Source organism: Kribbella sp. VKM Ac-2569, from assembly GCF_004216905.1.
Classification (GTDB): domain Bacteria; phylum Actinomycetota; class Actinomycetes; order Propionibacteriales; family Kribbellaceae; genus Kribbella.
In genome coordinates, this window is sequence record NZ_SGXJ01000001.1 from 1,296,866 (window position 1) to 1,311,352 (window position 14,487).

The window sequence follows — 14,487 nt, forward strand, 5'->3', positions numbered from 1 at the left end:
AAGGTGTGAGATGCGTGGCGCTGTGCACATTTTTCCGCTTCGCTAAGCGCTTGCTTAGCTTCACGCGTTTGGTGCAAGGTGTCAACGTGTCCGCAGTCACCGATCCCCTGGTGTGGGAGCACGTTCAGCCGGCCGCAGCCCGCCGGCTGCTCACCGGCGCCGTCGACGCGTTCGCGGAACGCGGTTACCAGGCCACAACGACCCGCGACATCGCCTCCCGCGCCGGGATGAGTCCGGCCGCCCTGTACGTGCACTACCCGTCCAAGGAACGCCTGCTCTTCGAGATCAGCCTGTACGGCCACAACGCCGCCCTGGACGTACTGCGTTCCGCCGACACCGGCCCGGCCCCCGCGGACCGGCTGCGCTCTCTGGTCGCCGCCTTCACCGCCTGGCACGCGCAACACCACACGATCGCGCGAGTGGTCCAGTACGAGCTGGCAGCACTGAGCCCCGAGCACCTGGCAGAGGTCGCGACGATCCGCCGCGCCATCTCCGCGCAGATCGAGCAGGTGCTGGCAGACGGCGTACAGGACGGTTCCTTCGCCGTCGCCGACCTGCCCGGCACGACTCTCGCCGTACTCTCGCTGTCCATCGACGTAGCCCGCTGGTACACCCCCCACCGCGGCGACCCCGCAGCCCTCGGCAAGTTGTACGCCGACCTCGCGCACCGCATGGTCCAGGCATAGCAAAGCCCCCGCACCACCTGGCGCGGGGGCTTGCCGGAGATCAGGCCTGCAGTGCCGCCTGGACGTCGAGGTGGATGTCCACCTTGTCACCGATCAGCAGCTTGCCGCCCTCGAGCGGCACGTTGAAGTCGATGCCCCACTCCTTGCGGCTGATCGACGCGGAGGCCTCGAAGCCGATGATGGTCTGGCCGTACGCGTTCTGGTCGACACCGAGGAACTCGACCGCGAGCTCGATCGGCTTGGTGACGTTCTTGATGGTGAGCTCGCCGGCCAGGACGTAGTCGTCGCCCTCGGGCTTGATCGCGGAGCTGACGAAGGTCATCTTCGGGCTGTTCTCGGCGTCGAAGAAGTCGCCGGAGCGCAGGTGACCGTCGCGCTGCTCGCTGCGGGTGTGCACGGAGCCCAGCTCGACGGAGACGTTCGTCGCAGAATCCTCGATGGTGTCCTTGACGACGATCTCGCCGCTGAACTCCTGGAAGGTGCCGCGGACCTTGGTCATCAGGTGGCGGACGGTGAAGCCGATCTCGCTGTGCGCGGCGTCGATGGCGTACGTGCCGGCGACCAGGCCGGGGATGCTGCTGGTCAGGGTGCCGGTGGTGGTGTCGCTCATGGGGTCCTCTCGGAAAGTGCTGTTGCTGGTCGGGGGCGACGCAGCCAGGTCTATAGTTAAATCTTCAACCGATGACTACGACAGTAGGGATCAACGGTTTAAAAGTCAACTACATTCCCGCTACACTGTTCCCGTGACGATGGAGACTGAGATGGACCGGGGGACTCGGTGGCTCAACGCCGAGCAGCAGGTCGCGTGGCGTGCGTACCTGCTGGGCACCGCACGCCTGATGGCCAAACTCGACGACGACCTGCGCCAGTTCGGCCTCGGGATCAACGACTACGAGATCCTGGTCCGGCTCTCCGAGGCGCCTGACCGGCGGCTCCGGATGGCCGACCTCGCCGACCGGCTGCACCAGAGCCGGTCCCGCCTGACGCACACCGTCGGCCGCCTCGAGGCCGCCGAGTTGGTCCGCCGTACGTCGTGCACGAGCGACAAGCGTGGCGTGTGGGCCGAGCTGACCGACGCGGGGCTCACCCTGCTCGAGCAGGCCGCGCCGTACCACGTCGAAGGCGTCCGGGAGAACCTGGTCGACCTCGCGAGCCCCGAGGACTTCGCCGCGGTCGGCCGCGTGTTCGACTCTGTCTCCGAGCACATCGGCCAGCGTTAGATCTCCAGGGTCAGCTCATCGCGGTTGGCGCCGCGGTAGGTCATCATCTGGTCGCGCATCCGCCGCTTGGCCGGCGGTAGGTGGTTGACCGTGCGCATCGCCGTACGCATGCCTGCCAGCGCCAGCCGGCCGATGCCCGGCTTGTGCACCGGATCGTCGGACGTCATCTGCGCGCGCGACTTGAGGACCGCGTCGAAGCCGTACTCGATCATCCGGGCCTCGTAGTCACGCACGGCCGGGACGAGTTCTCGCCTGCCGTCACGGACATCGATGAGCTTCCGGCACAGGTTCACGGCGTCGCGGAGCGCCGTGTTCGCGCCGACGCCGCGACCGGGCGTCATGGTGTGGATCGCGTCCCCGAGCAGCGTGACGTTGCTGCTCTCCCAAGGGTCGAGCGGGACCGAGGTCCAGATGTTCACCGGGAAGCAGGTGCCCGGATCGGTCAGCTCGAACAGCCGGCGCAGGTTCGGGTGCCAGCCGGGCGTCACATCCAGCGCCGTCTTGATCAGTTCCGCGCCGCGGAGCTCCATGATGTTCGCGGGCAGCTTGTCCTTGGCCGCCGACAGCCCCCAGTTGATGTAGTCGCGGGTGTTGTCGAACTGCAGTCCCGGCCAGCGGCGGATCAGCTCCTCGGTGTTGCCGCCGATCCCGTCCTTGAGATTCCCGTCGTGGTCCCACTGGAACTCCATCACGTGCAGGATGCAGGCGAACCCCCGCGGCGCATTGACCAGCGAGATCCCCTCGAACACCTTCGGCGGCACGAGTTTGGCGCTCTCGGCGGTGATCGGGAGCTTGCCGGCGATCGCCACGATCCCGGTCTGCTCGGTCTTCGCCTGCGGCAGGTACTGACGGCGTACGCGGGATCCTGAACCGTCGGCGGCGACCAGGAGACCGCCGGTGGCGCTGGTACCGTCGGCGAAGTACGCCGTCACGTGGTCTTCGTGCTGTTCGAAGCGGGTGAACTCCTTGCCGAACTCCACGATGCCGTCGAGGCCGGTCAGCAGCACCTGGCGCAGAGTCATCCGGCTGATCGACTTCTCACTCTCCACCGGGTCGGTCGACTCCGGCAGTTCGAGCGAGAGCAGCTCCTTCAGATCCTCGGTCAGCATGTTGAAGTACTTCGGGTCGCGCGCCTTCGTGGCCACGAACGTGTCGTAGAGCTCCTTCGGCAGCAGCGCATGCAGCGCCCGGCTGCCGTCGGGGTCGATGCCAACCCGGTAGCCGTGCAGGCCGTCCGTCCGCAGCGCGTCGCGCTCGAACACGGATACCTCGATCCCGGCCCGCTGCAGACCGTGTGCCAACGCGAGCCCGCCCGTCCCACCGCCGATTACCAGCACCTTCATGATCCCTCGTCTCTTCAAGTATCTTGGTAAGCCGAGTATCTTGGGGATCCGAGAGAAATGCAAGCCCTATGCTGAGGCGGACCATGACCAGTTCCCGAGAAGAGCTCGCCGGCGAGATCCAGCAGCGGATGGTTCGGTTCATCGCCGGCGTGGTGCTGTTCAACCACGCGGTCTCCGCGAAGGTCGGCCTCGGCGCCAGCGACTCCCAGTTCATGACGCTGCTGCAGACCTACGGCCCGATGACGCCCCGGCAGCTCGCCGAGCACACCGGCCTGACGTCGGGCACCGTGACCGGCGTGATCGACCGGCTGGAGTCACACGGTTTCGTCACCCGGGAGTCCGATCCGCGTGACCGCCGCAAGGTCGTCGTCACGCCGTCGCTGGAGGCGATCCAGGAGAAGCTGGTGCCGTTGTACGCCGAGCAGGGCGAGAGCATGCACGCCGTACTGGCGACCCGCTCCGTCGACGAATTGAAGACGATCTCGGCCTTCCTCAAGGACGCGGTCGACAACGCTGTAGTCCTGGACTAAACACTTTGAGACCGCAGCGAGGTTTCGGGACGCTTGCGCGATGACGGATTTCCATCAGGACGGCCGCGCCGGCATCGACGCAGACCTGGTACGGCGCTTGATCGCGCAGCAGTTCCCGCAGTGGGCCGACCTGCCGGTGACGCCGGTCAAGATCGACGGCTGGGACAACCGGACGTACCGGCTCGGCTCCGGGCTGACCGCGCGGCTGCCGACGCACACGAGCTACGTGGCCGCTGTCGACAAGGAACACCAGTGGTTGCCGGTTCTCGGCCCGCAGCTGCCGGTCGAGATTCCCGAGGCGGTGGCCAAGGGCGCGCCCGGTGAGGGGTATCCGTATCCGTGGGCGATCCGGCGGTGGATCCCGGGCGAAACCGCGTCGGTCGAAACCATTGCCGATCTGGACGAGTTCGCACGGTCGATCGCGGCGTTCATCCTGGCCTTGCAGGACATCGACGCGACCGGTGGACCACTCGCAGGTGCGCACAGCTTCCATCGCGGCGCTCCACCGGAGTACTACCACGACGAGACGCTCGCGGCCCTCGCCGTACTCAAGGAGCGAATCGACACCGATCTCGCGCGTGAGGTGTGGGACGCGGCGCTGGCGACGTCATGGGATCGGCCGCTGGTGTGGTTCCACGGCGACATCGCCAACGGCAACCTCCTGGTCCAGGACGGTCAGCTGTCCGCCGTGATCGACTTCGGTACGTCGGGCGTCGGCGACCCTGCCTGCGACCTGGTCATCGCCTACACGTTCTTCTCCGGCTCGTCCCGCGCCGCGTTCCGGGATGCTGTCGATCACGACCCGGGCACGTGGGCCCGCGCCCGCGGGTGGGCTCTGTGGAAGGCCCTCATCACCGAGGACCTCCGAGTCATCGACAACGTTTTGACCGACTATCAGACTCATACGGTCTAGCACGCAGACGCGAGTGCTCGTCGGCGCTACCGTCGGAAGATGTGGTGGCTGCTGACCGCCTTGGGGGGCGGAGGGTTGGCGCTCGCGGGCAGGTACCTCTGGGACCGACGAGCCGCACAGCGCGGTGACGCCGAGGAACTGGAGGAGATCCGCAAGCTGGCCGACGAGGATGTGACGCTGCTCGGCGAGGAGCTGCGGCGGCTGGACACGCAGGTGGAAGGGCACCCGCTCGACCCCGACGCGCGGTCGGACTACCAGGTCGCGCTCGACGCGTACGAGGCGGCGCAGCGGGCCGTCAAGGGGATCCGAAAGGCCGACGGGATCAGCTCGGTCACCGACACCTTGGCGACGGGACGCTACGCGATCACCTGCGTCCAGGCGCGTATGCGGGGCGTGCCCGTGCCGGAGCGGCGGGTGCCGTGCTTCTTCAACCCGCAGCACGGGCCGTCGACGATCGACATCGTCTGGACCCAGCCGAAGGTCGGCACCCGGACCGTGCCGGCGTGTGCGCAGGACGCCGCCCGCATCCGCGCCGGTGACGAGCCGGAGGTCCGCTACGTCCGGTACGGCAGCCGCCGGGTCCCGTACTGGGAGGCCGGGGCCGCAATCACGCCGTACGGCATGGGGTACTTCACTGCCGGTGCGGGCGCGAGCTACATCGCTATCGCCAGCTTCCAGGCACAAAGTGGTGCGATCGGCGGTTGGGGAGACGCTGGCGGACACGACTTCGGCGGCTTCGACGGGGGCGGCGGGTTCGACGGCGGTGGTTTCGATGGTGGAGGGGGCGGCGACGGCTGACTCAGAGGTACGCCGTCACGCCTTCGTACTCTGCCACCGGAGCAGCACCGACCGTCTCGTACTCGAGCAGCAGCAGACCGCTCGGCGTCGCCTCCTGCGCCGTGAGCCGCAGCCCTGCCGCGTCGACGGGATGCTCGAACAACCGCCTCCCGCTGCCGAGCACGGTCGGCGCGACGACCAAGCGGACCAAGTCGACCACCCCTTCCTTCAGCAGCGCGTTCCCGAGTCGCGCACTGCCATGGATCTGCAGCTCACCGCCCGCCTGTCGTTTCAGCTCCTCGACGTCGTCGAGACTGCGCAGGACGGTCGTCGGATGCCACGTGCCTGCGGTGAGCGTGCTGCTCACGACGTACTTCGGCAGTGAGTTCATCCGCTCGGTGTACGGGTCGTCGGGGTCAGTGATTTGGGGCCAGTCCCGCGCGAAGGCGTCGTACGTGCGTCGCCCGAGCAGTAGGCCGTCGGCGCGTTCCAGCCACTCGGCGGTCCGCCGTACGAACAGCTCGTCGATGTACGGCACGAGCCAGCCGCCGCGGGTGAAACCGTCGCTCGCGTCCTCGGTCGGCGACCCCGGACCCTGACTGACGCCATCGAGCGTGACGAACTCCGTCAGTACGAGCCTCATCGCTCGACCAACGCTGCGAGCTGCTCGATGACGGTGCCCCAACCGTCGGCGAAGCCGAGCTCCGCGTGCCGCCTGCGACTCGTGGGATCGCCATGCCGGGCAACCATCCGGTACGCCGTACCGTCCGGGTGATCCTCCAGGAACACGTCGGCCGTCACCGCGATCGGCTGTGGATCCGCCGGACGCCACGTGCTGTCGATCGCATTCGTGAACGCGATCCGCTCGAGCTTGTCGGCGGCCAGAATCACCGCGTCGAGATGCGGGACGAACTCGCCGCCGTCCTCGCTCAGCCGCGTCACGATCGCCCCGCCCGGCCGCACGTCCAGCCGCTCGACGCGGCAGACTGCCGGAGCCGGCACCCACCACTGCTCGAACCGCTTCGGATCGGTCCACGCCCGCCACACGGTCTTCCGGGGCGCACGGATCACCCGCTCCACCAGCAGATCCAGCTCCGGATCGAACAGTTCACTACTCACGATTCCTCTTCCCTTGTGACGAAACGCTCCAGCCGGTCGGTGCGGTCCTCCCAGATCCGCCGCTGCTCGGCGAGCCAGTCGTCCACCAGTTCCAGCCGTTCACGATTGAGCACACAGGTCCGGACCCGCCCGGTCTTCACCGTGCGGATGAGGCCGTTCGACTCGAGCGTCCGGACGTGCTTCATGAACGAGGGCAACGTGATCGGGAACTCCGCGGCGAGCTCCCCCACGCTCGTCGGTCCTCGTCCCAGCCGCCGGATCACCCTCCGCCGCGTCGGATCGGCGAGCGCCACGAACACGCCGTCGACCTCCGCCGAATACTGTGCCATGAGGCTAAGTATTGTCACGACTCGATAGTTAGCGCAAGGGCTAAGTGTCGGAAAGTACGAAGGACCCCGGCTCCTGCGTGGAGACGGGGTCCTTCGACGGCGTACTCAGTCGCGCTTGAGCTTGCGGTACGTGACGCGGTGCGGCCGCGCCGCCTCCGGGCCGAGTCGCTCGACCTTGTTCGCCTCGTACGAGGCGAAGTTGCCCTCGAACCAGAACCACTTCGCCGGGTCGTCGTCGCCACCCTCCCAGGCCAGGATGTGGGTCGCCACGCGGTCCAGGAACCACCGGTCGTGGGACACGACCACCGCACAGCCCGGGAACTCCAGCAAGGCGTCCTCGAGCGACTGCAGGGTCTCGACGTCCAGGTCGTTGGTCGGCTCGTCGAGGAGCAGCAGGTTGCCGCCCATCTTCAGCGTCAGCGCCAGGTTCAGCCGGTTCCGCTCACCGCCGGACAGGACGCCGGTCGGCTTCTGCTGGTCCGGGCCCTTGAAACCGAACGAGGCGACGTACGCCCGGCTCGGCATCTCGAAGTTCGCGACCTTGATGTAGTCGAGCTCGTCGGACACCTGCTGCCAGACCGTCTTCTTCGGGTCCAGGCCGCCGCGCGACTGGTCGACGTACGAGATCTTGACCGTATCGCCGACCTTGAGCGAGCCGGCGTCCGGCTGCTCCTCGCCGACGATCATCCGGAACAGCGTCGACTTGCCGACGCCGTTCGGGCCGACGATGCCGACGATGCCGGCCCGCGGCAGGCTGAAGCTCAGGCCGTCGATCAGCTTGCGGTCGCCGAAACCCTTCTCCAGCTTCGAGACCTCGAGCACGGTGCTGCCCAGTCGCGGGCCCGCCGGGATGTTGATCTCGTCGATGTCCAGCTTCCGCGACCGCTCGGCCTCGGCCGCGAGCTCCTCGTAGCGGGCCAGCCGGGACTTGCTCTTGGTCTGCCGGGCCTTCGCGTTCGACCGGACCCACTCGAGCTCGCGCTCCAGGATCTTCGCGCGCTTCGCGTCTTTCGCGCCCTCGACGACGAGCCGCTGCTGCTTGGTCTCCAGGTACTTCGAGTAGTTCCCCTCGTACCCGTAGGTCTTGCCGCGGTCCATTTCCAGGATCCACTCGGCCACGTTGTCCAGGAAGTACCGGTCGTGGGTGATCGCCATGACGGCGCCGGGGTACTTCTGCAGGTGCTGCTCGAGCCACAGCACGGACTCCGCGTCCAGGTGGTTGGTGGGCTCGTCGAGGAGCAGCAGGTCGGGCTGCTGCAGCAGGAGCTTGCACAGCGCGACCCGGCGGCGCTCACCACCGGACAGGTTGTCCACCAGTACGTCGGCCGGCGGGCACCGCAGCGCGTCCATCGCCTGCTCCAACTGGGCGTCGACATCCCAGGCGTTGCGGTGGTCGAGCTCGGTCTGCAGGTCACCCATCTCGGCCAGCAGCGTGTCGTAGTCGGCGTCCGGGTCGGCCAGCTCGGCGGAGATCTCGTTGAAGCGGTCCAGCTTCTGCTTGGTGTCGCCGACCCCTTCCTCGACGTTCTCCAGCACGGTCTTGCCCTCGGTCAGCGGCGGTTCCTGCAGCAGGATCCCGACCGTCGCACCCTCGGCCAGCCGGGCCTCGCCGTTGGAGGGCTGGTCGAGCCCCGCCATGATCTTGAACAGCGAGGACTTGCCGGTGCCGTTCGGCCCGACCACGCCGATCTTCGCGCCGGTGAGGAAGTTCAGCGTGACATTGTCGAGAACGACCTTGTCGCCGTGCGCCTTCCGGACGTTGCGAAGCGTGTAGATGAATTCCGCCATACCCCAGAGCCTATGTGCTCGGGTGGCCCGTTTCCCAACCAGGCCGTGGCGGTTGTCCACAGACCCGAAGTTCGGGGCGCCGATCGGGGTGCGACAGGTGCACCTTCTCCGGGTGACAGCACATCGCTCTCCGAACGGAAGGAACCGTCATGAGCCTCGGCGACACCTACCTCACTGTTGTGGGCTGGATCGGCAGCGAACCCGATTTCAAGGAGATCCGGCAGACTCCGCACGCGAGCTTCCGGCTCGGCTCCACTCCCCGCCAGTTCGACAGATCCCTCAACACCTACGTCGACAAGCCGACCACGTGGTACACGGTGCAGTGCTGGCGGAGCCTCGCCCAGAACGCCTTCGACTCCCTCCGGATCGGCCAGCCCGTCATCGTCACCGGCCGCCTCCGCACTCACGAATGGACCGACGACTCCGGCGAACAACACAGCCGCGTCATCCTCGAAGCCTTCTCTCTCGGCCACGACCTCAACCGCGGTACGACGACCTTCGCGAAGAACGCGCCGCGCACGGACTCGGTCCGCACGCCCGTCGAGTCCGCCGAACGCCCGGCCGAGACGACCGCCGCGCCGTTCCCGCCCGACGAGTACTCCGTCGCACCGCTCCCGCTGTCCGCGACGGCGGAGGCGGCATGACTATCTCAATCTTGACTTATATAAGTCCTGCCCGGCATTCTGAGGATCGTCTCAGCAGCCGAGCAGGAGAGGGAACCATCCGTGATCGACATCCTCGAGCACATCAACGCGGTCCAGCGCGAGGTCAGCCGCACCGGCGAGACCGTGACGGTGCTGATGCGCCGCTCCTACCAGGCCGAGCCGGCGGAGGTGTGGGACGCGCTGACGGACCCGGAGCGGATGCGGCGCTGGTTCATGCCCGTCACCGGGGACCTCAAGGTCGGCGGCTCGTTCCAGCTGGAGGGCAACGCCGGCGGCGACATCCTGGAGTGCGACCCGCCGAAGAGCTTCAAGGTGACGTTCGGCGGCCCGAGCAGCCTGCTCGAGCTGCGGCTGCTGCCCGGCGCTGGCTCCTCCACCGAGCTCGAACTCGAACACTCGATGGGCGAGGCCCCGGCGCCCGGTGGCTCCGGCGCACTGTGGGTCGGTCCGGGCTGGGACGGCGGCCTGCTCGGCCTGGCGCTCTACGTCTCCGGCGAGCTGCCGGCCGAGACCGACCCGGTGCAGATGGCCGACTCCCCCGAGGTCATCGACTACAACGAGCAGTCCGTCCGCGCCTGGATCGAAGCCATCCGGGCGTCCGGCACCACCACCGAGGAGGACCTCCTCAGCGCTGCCAAGATCTCCCTGTCGCAGTACGCACCAGACGCCGAGCTCTGATTGCACGTCGTCTCACCTGGGACGTACGGCGGTCGAGCGTCGCCTGCCCGCCGGTAGGACTACTGGCGGGCGACGGCGACGCTGTCGCGGCACTTGGTGTAGGCCGCAAGCTCCTCGCGGGCCGGTGCAACCACGTGGCTGTCGGCGACGTTCACCAGTTCGGCCCGCAGTGCCGTCGCAACCTGCCTGGACCGCCGCAGCGCTCCGCTCGTGGCGGCCAGCCGGCACACGAAAGAGAGCGCCAGCCCCAGGACGCCACCACCGACCAGCATGATCCACGCGTAGGGGATGCCGTTCCACTCCGGCAGCGGCGGATCGTTCCGATCAGCGATCCGCGCCACCAGCAAGGCGATCAGCCAGGCGGCGCCGCCGAGCGTCACGAGGAACAGCAGCCACTGCACCACGCGGGCGAAGCTCCACCACCCGGGATGGCTGGACACACCGAGGTCCGTCCGAGCGACGGCCTGGTCGAGCTCGTCGCCGAGCGACTCCTCGCGCCGCCGGATCGCCGAGCGCACCGAGTCCGCCCACGGACGGGAAAGTCCTTCGGCGGCCTTGTTCGTGATCGTGCGGACCGCCGCGTCCATCCGCGCCCGCTGCACCGGAGTTGCCGCAGGCAACGAAGAGCGGGCGATCGCGACCTCGCTCGCCGCGGACTTGCGCAACGCCCTGCCTTCCTCGCGCGACACCTGGTCGCCGTGCAGCCGCCGCAACGGATCCGGACGGAACCGGCCCAGCCACTTGGTCAGCGGCCATCCCGTCGCAGCCCGGGCGCGCTGCAGGTACGAGCGCCGTACGGCGTCCGACACCACCGTCAACCCACTCGCGTCCGCGAGCGAGTCGACGAGTTCGGTCACATCGGCCTCGGCGATCTCCGGCGTCTTGGCGTTGCCGCACTGACTCGCCATCCGGTCCGCGACCCGATCGACATCGGCCGCGAGCCGCACGCGCGCTGAGCGCTTGTTGCTGACCCGCTTGACCAGAAGGGAGCGAACCTCTTCCAGACCGTCACCGCTGACCGCCGACGTGGCAACGACCGTCGGCGACTTGAGGCCGTCCGACTTGAGCAGCTTGTCCAGGTCGTCGAGGCAGCTCTTGCGCTGCTCCGGCGTCAGCTTGTCCATGTGGTTCAGCGCGAACACCATCACCCCGGAATGCGAGGCGAACGGCTTGATGTACCGGTTGTGCAGTGCCGCATCGGCGTACTTCTGCGGATCCACCACCCACACCAGCATGTCGACCAGCTCCACCAGCCGGTCGACGATCAAGCGGTGCTCCACCTCGGTCGAGTCGTGGTCAGGCAGGTCCAGCAGGACCAGTCCGTCCAGGTCCTCGGACCTGGCGTCCTCGAGCGAGCTGCGGTGCTGCACCTGGTGCCGGCGCGGGATGCCCAGCCAGGTCAGCACCTCACCGGCCGGTTCGTCACCCCAGACACAGGCGAGCGGCATCGAGCTGGTCGGCCGGCGCGTTCCGATCGCGGCCAGATCGAGCCCGGTCAGCGCGTTGAACAGCGACGACTTCCCCGAGCCCGTCGCGCCCGCGAGCGCGACCACCGTCAGGTCGCCCGACATGCGCAGGCGCTGCCCGGCACGGTCGACGATCTGCGTGGCCTCGGTGAGCACCACCGGGTCCAGCCGTCCGTCGCCGGCCTCCGCGGCCGCCTTGAGCGCGTCGATCTTCTTCAGGACATCGGTCTCGGCCCGCGTCGGGGTCTCGACCGTATCCACTGTTTCCGTCACGTGCAGTCCTCCACCGCGCGCGCGGCCTCCGTCAGTAGCCTGGCCGTCTCGGCGTCGACCGGATGCTGGTCAAGGACAGCCAGATAGCGGGCGAATTCGGCATCCATCAGGGCATGAACCTTACCGTCAAGATCCTCGCGTGCCCTATCGACCATGCCCTGAACGGCCTTGTCGCCGAAAACTGCCTCCAGCAGCCGCCTCCCGACGACCGCACTGCCCGTGCCTGCACTGGTCTGAGCACCCTTCGGGATGCCGGCCCCGCTGGCGAACACCACCACCATGAGCGAAAGGCCGAGCCCGTTGACGCCGTACTCCAGGATTCGTGCCGTCGACTTGTTGTCCGCGCCCTCTCGGCGGACCAGATCGAGGACGAACGTCTGCCATTCCCACACCGTGCGGCTCGCCGCTGCCGGGAACTCCTCCGACATCGCGCCGAGCGACCGCCCATCGTTGCCCTCGGCACCGTTAGCGGCTTGGTCGGCCTCGGCTGCAGCCAGAAGCTGGCGACCAGGAGCGGTTGCCTGCCACACCTTCTCGGCGCGCTCCGCGGCGGCAGCCCCGTGCTCACGCAGCAGCGACTCCAAGCCGGACTGGATCGCGTCGCTGACGTCGCGGGTCTCCGCCGGCTTGTTGCCGAGCGAGCTCTTCAACCGGTCCCGCAGCCGGCCGGCATTGGACTGCAGCCCCTTCAGAAGCTCGCCGGTCCCGACGAACTCCTGCCATCGGGCCAGCACCTCGCCACGCAGCAGTGTCCCGTCCTGGCACGCCTTCGCGATGTCCTTGACGCCCTGGTCGTACGCCGACTCCACCGAGGTCCGTAGCTCGACAGCGGTCTCGGCCTGCGCCCGGACTGCGGCCGCGAACGGCGGGGTCTTCTTCACCATCGCACTGACCGCGCCCTGCAGGGTGCGTCGGACGACGGACGCCCGCGCCTCCGCGTCAGCCGCCAGGTCGACCAGCCAGTCCTTGATCGAGGCAACGGACTGCTGCGGCAACATCCCGTTGCCGTCAACAACTGTCTCCTGGATCGAGAACAGCGGCGAGTCGCCGAGCCCGCGCTCGAGCAGCATCTGCGCGAGGTGCCCGGTGATGTCGTCGATCGTCTCGCTCGGCGCCCGGTCGAGCACGACCGCGACCGCCGTACTGCGATCCGAGGCGCTCTGCAGGAACTCCCACGGCACCGCGTCGGAGTACCTGGCCGCCGTCGTCACGAACAGCCAGAGATCGGCCGCCGCGAGCAGCTGCGTCGCAAGATCACGGTTCGCCTCGACGACGGAGTCGATGTCCGGCGCGTCCAGAATCGCCAGTCCGCGCGGAACGCTGTCGGCCGCAACCAGCCGCAACTGTCCCGCGTCTTCCATCCCACCAGGCTCGTCCGAACTCGTCCGCGCCATCCCCGGCAGCACCCGGTCCCCCACGAACCAGTCGGCATCCGCCGGGTGATGGATCAGTACCGGGGACCGCGTCGTCGGCCGCAGTACACCCGGCTCGCTCACGACCTTGCCGATCACGGTGTTGACGAGTGTCGACTTTCCAGCCCCGGTTGACCCACCGACCACCGCCAGAATCGGCGCTTCGAGCTGCACCAGCCGCGGCAACAGGTAGTCGTCCAGCTGATCCAGCATCGACTTCTGCTGCTGCCGAGCCTCGTCAGCCCCCACAACCTCCAACGGCAACTGACTACCGGCCAGCACACCGCGCAACTTCATCAGAGCAGTAATCAAAGCCATAGCAGCCTGCTCAGCCGCCAACCGCTCCCCCAACTGCTCCGCAGTCAGCTCCTCCCCAGCATCCTCCGCAGCGTCTCCCGCCGACTCCTCGCCAGCATCCTCAACACCGTCGGCACCGTCCGCCGCCCCACCACCCGCAGCGCCGTCCTCGCCCTCACCCACCGAGTCGTTGCCCGCAGCATCAGCCGGGGCCGGGTCCTCGTCGGCAGCGTCTGCCTCCGCACCTTCGTCCGCCTGCGCATCTGCGACCGCGCCGTCATCCGCACCCGCGTCGTCTGCAACTTCGGCTTCGGCGTCCGCGTCGGAGGTGCTGTCCGTCGCCGAGTCAGTCGCCGACTCGGCGGAGGCGTCATCCGAATCTGCGGCGTCGTCCTGGGACTGGTCAGCCGTCCCGACAGGAGACTCGTCGGACGAGTCTGCTGATTCATCCGCGGTCTGAGCGGACTCGCTTCCATCGGCCCCGTCCGAGCCGTCGGCCGCAACCTCATCGGCATCGTCATCGTCGGCGTCAGCTGCAACGTCATCTGCGGCGTCATCCGCCGCATCATCTGCAGGCTCATCCGCAGCGACGGGTGCAGCGTCATGAACGGGCTCGTCGTCGCCGGCCGCCGTCGCGTCGGCGCCTGCTGGTTCCTCAGCCTGCACCGTGACCTGCGCGTCCCCCGTCTGCGCCTCGCCCGCCGCGTCCGCGTCGGCCGCTGCTCCGGAGTTCTCCCCCTGCTTGGGAAGACCGACAATGATGTTGCCGAACTCGAGCGGGAAGCCGTCAGGAGACTCGTCAGGTTCGTACACGATGCCAACAGCAGACCGCTGCCGGTCTCCCGGGCTCTCCGAAGGTACGCCGCCGCTCTCGGTCCCCGACGTACCAGTCGAGCCCTCAGCCTCCCCAGCCGCCGACGAACCATCGTCCACGCCGTCCGACCCAGCCGAAGCCTGGCCGTCTGCACGATCTCCTGCTTCTCCGTCCGCG

The 14,487-nt window shown here is 68.1% G+C and carries 15 protein-coding genes; 7 read left to right on the plus strand and 8 right to left on the minus strand.

Features of this window, described 5'->3' with window-relative positions:
• Nucleotides 1–86: 86 nt before the first annotated feature.
• A complete protein-coding gene (locus tag EV649_RS06000) occupies nucleotides 87–686 on the plus strand; it encodes a TetR/AcrR family transcriptional regulator (RefSeq protein ID WP_198682325.1) in 600 nt (199 codons plus the stop codon).
• Nucleotides 687–726: 40 nt separating this feature from the next.
• On the opposite strand, the gene EV649_RS06005 is transcribed toward EV649_RS06000, so the two are convergent.
• Nucleotides 727–1,296, minus strand: a complete 570-nt coding sequence (locus tag EV649_RS06005; protein ID WP_130381277.1) for a YceI family protein — start codon at nucleotides 1,294–1,296, stop codon at nucleotides 727–729.
• A gap of 151 nt (nucleotides 1,297–1,447) precedes the next feature.
• On the opposite strand from EV649_RS06005, the gene EV649_RS06010 reads away from it, so the two are divergent.
• Nucleotides 1,448–1,906 carry a MarR family transcriptional regulator gene (locus EV649_RS06010; RefSeq protein WP_130383558.1) on the plus strand — a complete coding sequence of 153 codons (459 nt, stop codon included), beginning with the start codon at nucleotides 1,448–1,450 and terminating at the stop codon, nucleotides 1,904–1,906.
• Here the strand turns inward: EV649_RS06010 and EV649_RS06015 are convergent.
• On the minus strand, nucleotides 1,903–3,249 hold the full coding sequence (locus tag EV649_RS06015) for an NAD(P)/FAD-dependent oxidoreductase (protein WP_130381279.1): 1,347 nt from the start codon (nucleotides 3,247–3,249) through the stop codon (nucleotides 1,903–1,905). The two genes, EV649_RS06010 and EV649_RS06015, sit on opposite strands and share 4 nt — an antisense overlap.
• Nucleotides 3,250–3,332: 83 nt before the next feature.
• Here EV649_RS06015 and EV649_RS06020 point away from each other — a divergent pair, with 83 nt between their 5' ends.
• The 3 genes from EV649_RS06020 to EV649_RS06030 are packed head-to-tail and all read left to right on the plus strand — an operon-like array spanning nucleotide 3,333 to nucleotide 5,490.
• On the plus strand, nucleotides 3,333–3,779 hold the full coding sequence (locus tag EV649_RS06020) for a MarR family transcriptional regulator (RefSeq protein WP_198682326.1): 447 nt from the start codon (nucleotides 3,333–3,335) through the stop codon (nucleotides 3,777–3,779).
• A 40-nt stretch (nucleotides 3,780–3,819) separates the two neighbouring features.
• Entirely contained in the window at nucleotides 3,820–4,692 is an 873-nt protein-coding gene (locus EV649_RS06025) for an aminoglycoside phosphotransferase family protein (protein ID WP_130381281.1), read from the plus strand.
• Between the two features lie 39 nt (nucleotides 4,693–4,731).
• A complete protein-coding gene (locus tag EV649_RS06030; RefSeq protein WP_130381283.1) occupies nucleotides 4,732–5,490 on the plus strand; it encodes a hypothetical protein in 759 nt (252 codons plus the stop codon).
• 1 nt (nucleotide 5,491) lies between these two features.
• Here the strand turns inward: EV649_RS06030 and EV649_RS06035 are convergent, their stop codons facing one another.
• From EV649_RS06035 to ettA, 4 genes are all read right to left on the minus strand, one after another.
• A complete protein-coding gene (locus tag EV649_RS06035; RefSeq protein WP_130381285.1) occupies nucleotides 5,492–6,112 on the minus strand; it encodes a dihydrofolate reductase family protein in 621 nt (206 codons plus the stop codon).
• Complete coding sequence (locus tag EV649_RS06040; RefSeq protein WP_241997759.1) at nucleotides 6,109–6,588, minus strand: SRPBCC domain-containing protein; 480 nt, start codon at nucleotides 6,586–6,588, stop codon at nucleotides 6,109–6,111. The genes EV649_RS06035 and EV649_RS06040 overlap by 4 nt, the downstream gene beginning before the upstream one ends.
• The gene (locus tag EV649_RS06045; RefSeq protein ID WP_130381287.1) at nucleotides 6,585–6,917 is read right to left on the minus strand and encodes a helix-turn-helix transcriptional regulator; all 333 of its coding nucleotides are present in this window, start codon (nucleotides 6,915–6,917) and stop codon (nucleotides 6,585–6,587) included. The genes EV649_RS06040 and EV649_RS06045 overlap by 4 nt, the downstream gene beginning before the upstream one ends.
• A 105-nt stretch (nucleotides 6,918–7,022) precedes the next feature.
• Nucleotides 7,023–8,705, minus strand: coding sequence for an energy-dependent translational throttle protein EttA (gene ettA, locus EV649_RS06050; RefSeq protein WP_130381289.1), 1,683 nt, complete (start codon nucleotides 8,703–8,705; stop codon nucleotides 7,023–7,025).
• 149 nt (nucleotides 8,706–8,854) lie between these two features.
• Between ettA and EV649_RS06055 the strand changes: the two genes are divergently transcribed.
• A complete protein-coding gene (locus EV649_RS06055) occupies nucleotides 8,855–9,349 on the plus strand; it encodes a single-stranded DNA-binding protein (RefSeq protein WP_130381291.1) in 495 nt (164 codons plus the stop codon).
• Nucleotides 9,350–9,430: 81 nt separating this feature from the next.
• Nucleotides 9,431–10,048 (plus strand): SRPBCC family protein, encoded by a 618-nt coding sequence (locus EV649_RS06060; RefSeq protein WP_241997768.1) that lies wholly within the window; start codon nucleotides 9,431–9,433, stop codon nucleotides 10,046–10,048.
• A gap of 59 nt (nucleotides 10,049–10,107) precedes the next feature.
• Here the strand turns inward: EV649_RS06060 and EV649_RS06065 are convergent, their stop codons facing one another.
• Nucleotides 10,108–11,787 carry a GTPase gene (locus EV649_RS06065; protein WP_130381293.1) on the minus strand — a complete coding sequence of 560 codons (1,680 nt, stop codon included), beginning with the start codon at nucleotides 11,785–11,787 and terminating at the stop codon, nucleotides 10,108–10,110.
• Nucleotides 11,784–14,429 carry an AAA family ATPase gene (locus tag EV649_RS06070; protein WP_241997771.1) on the minus strand — a complete coding sequence of 882 codons (2,646 nt, stop codon included), beginning with the start codon at nucleotides 14,427–14,429 and terminating at the stop codon, nucleotides 11,784–11,786. Before EV649_RS06070 ends, EV649_RS06065 begins: the two co-directional genes overlap by 4 nt.
• Between the last annotated feature and the right edge of the window lie 58 nt (nucleotides 14,430–14,487).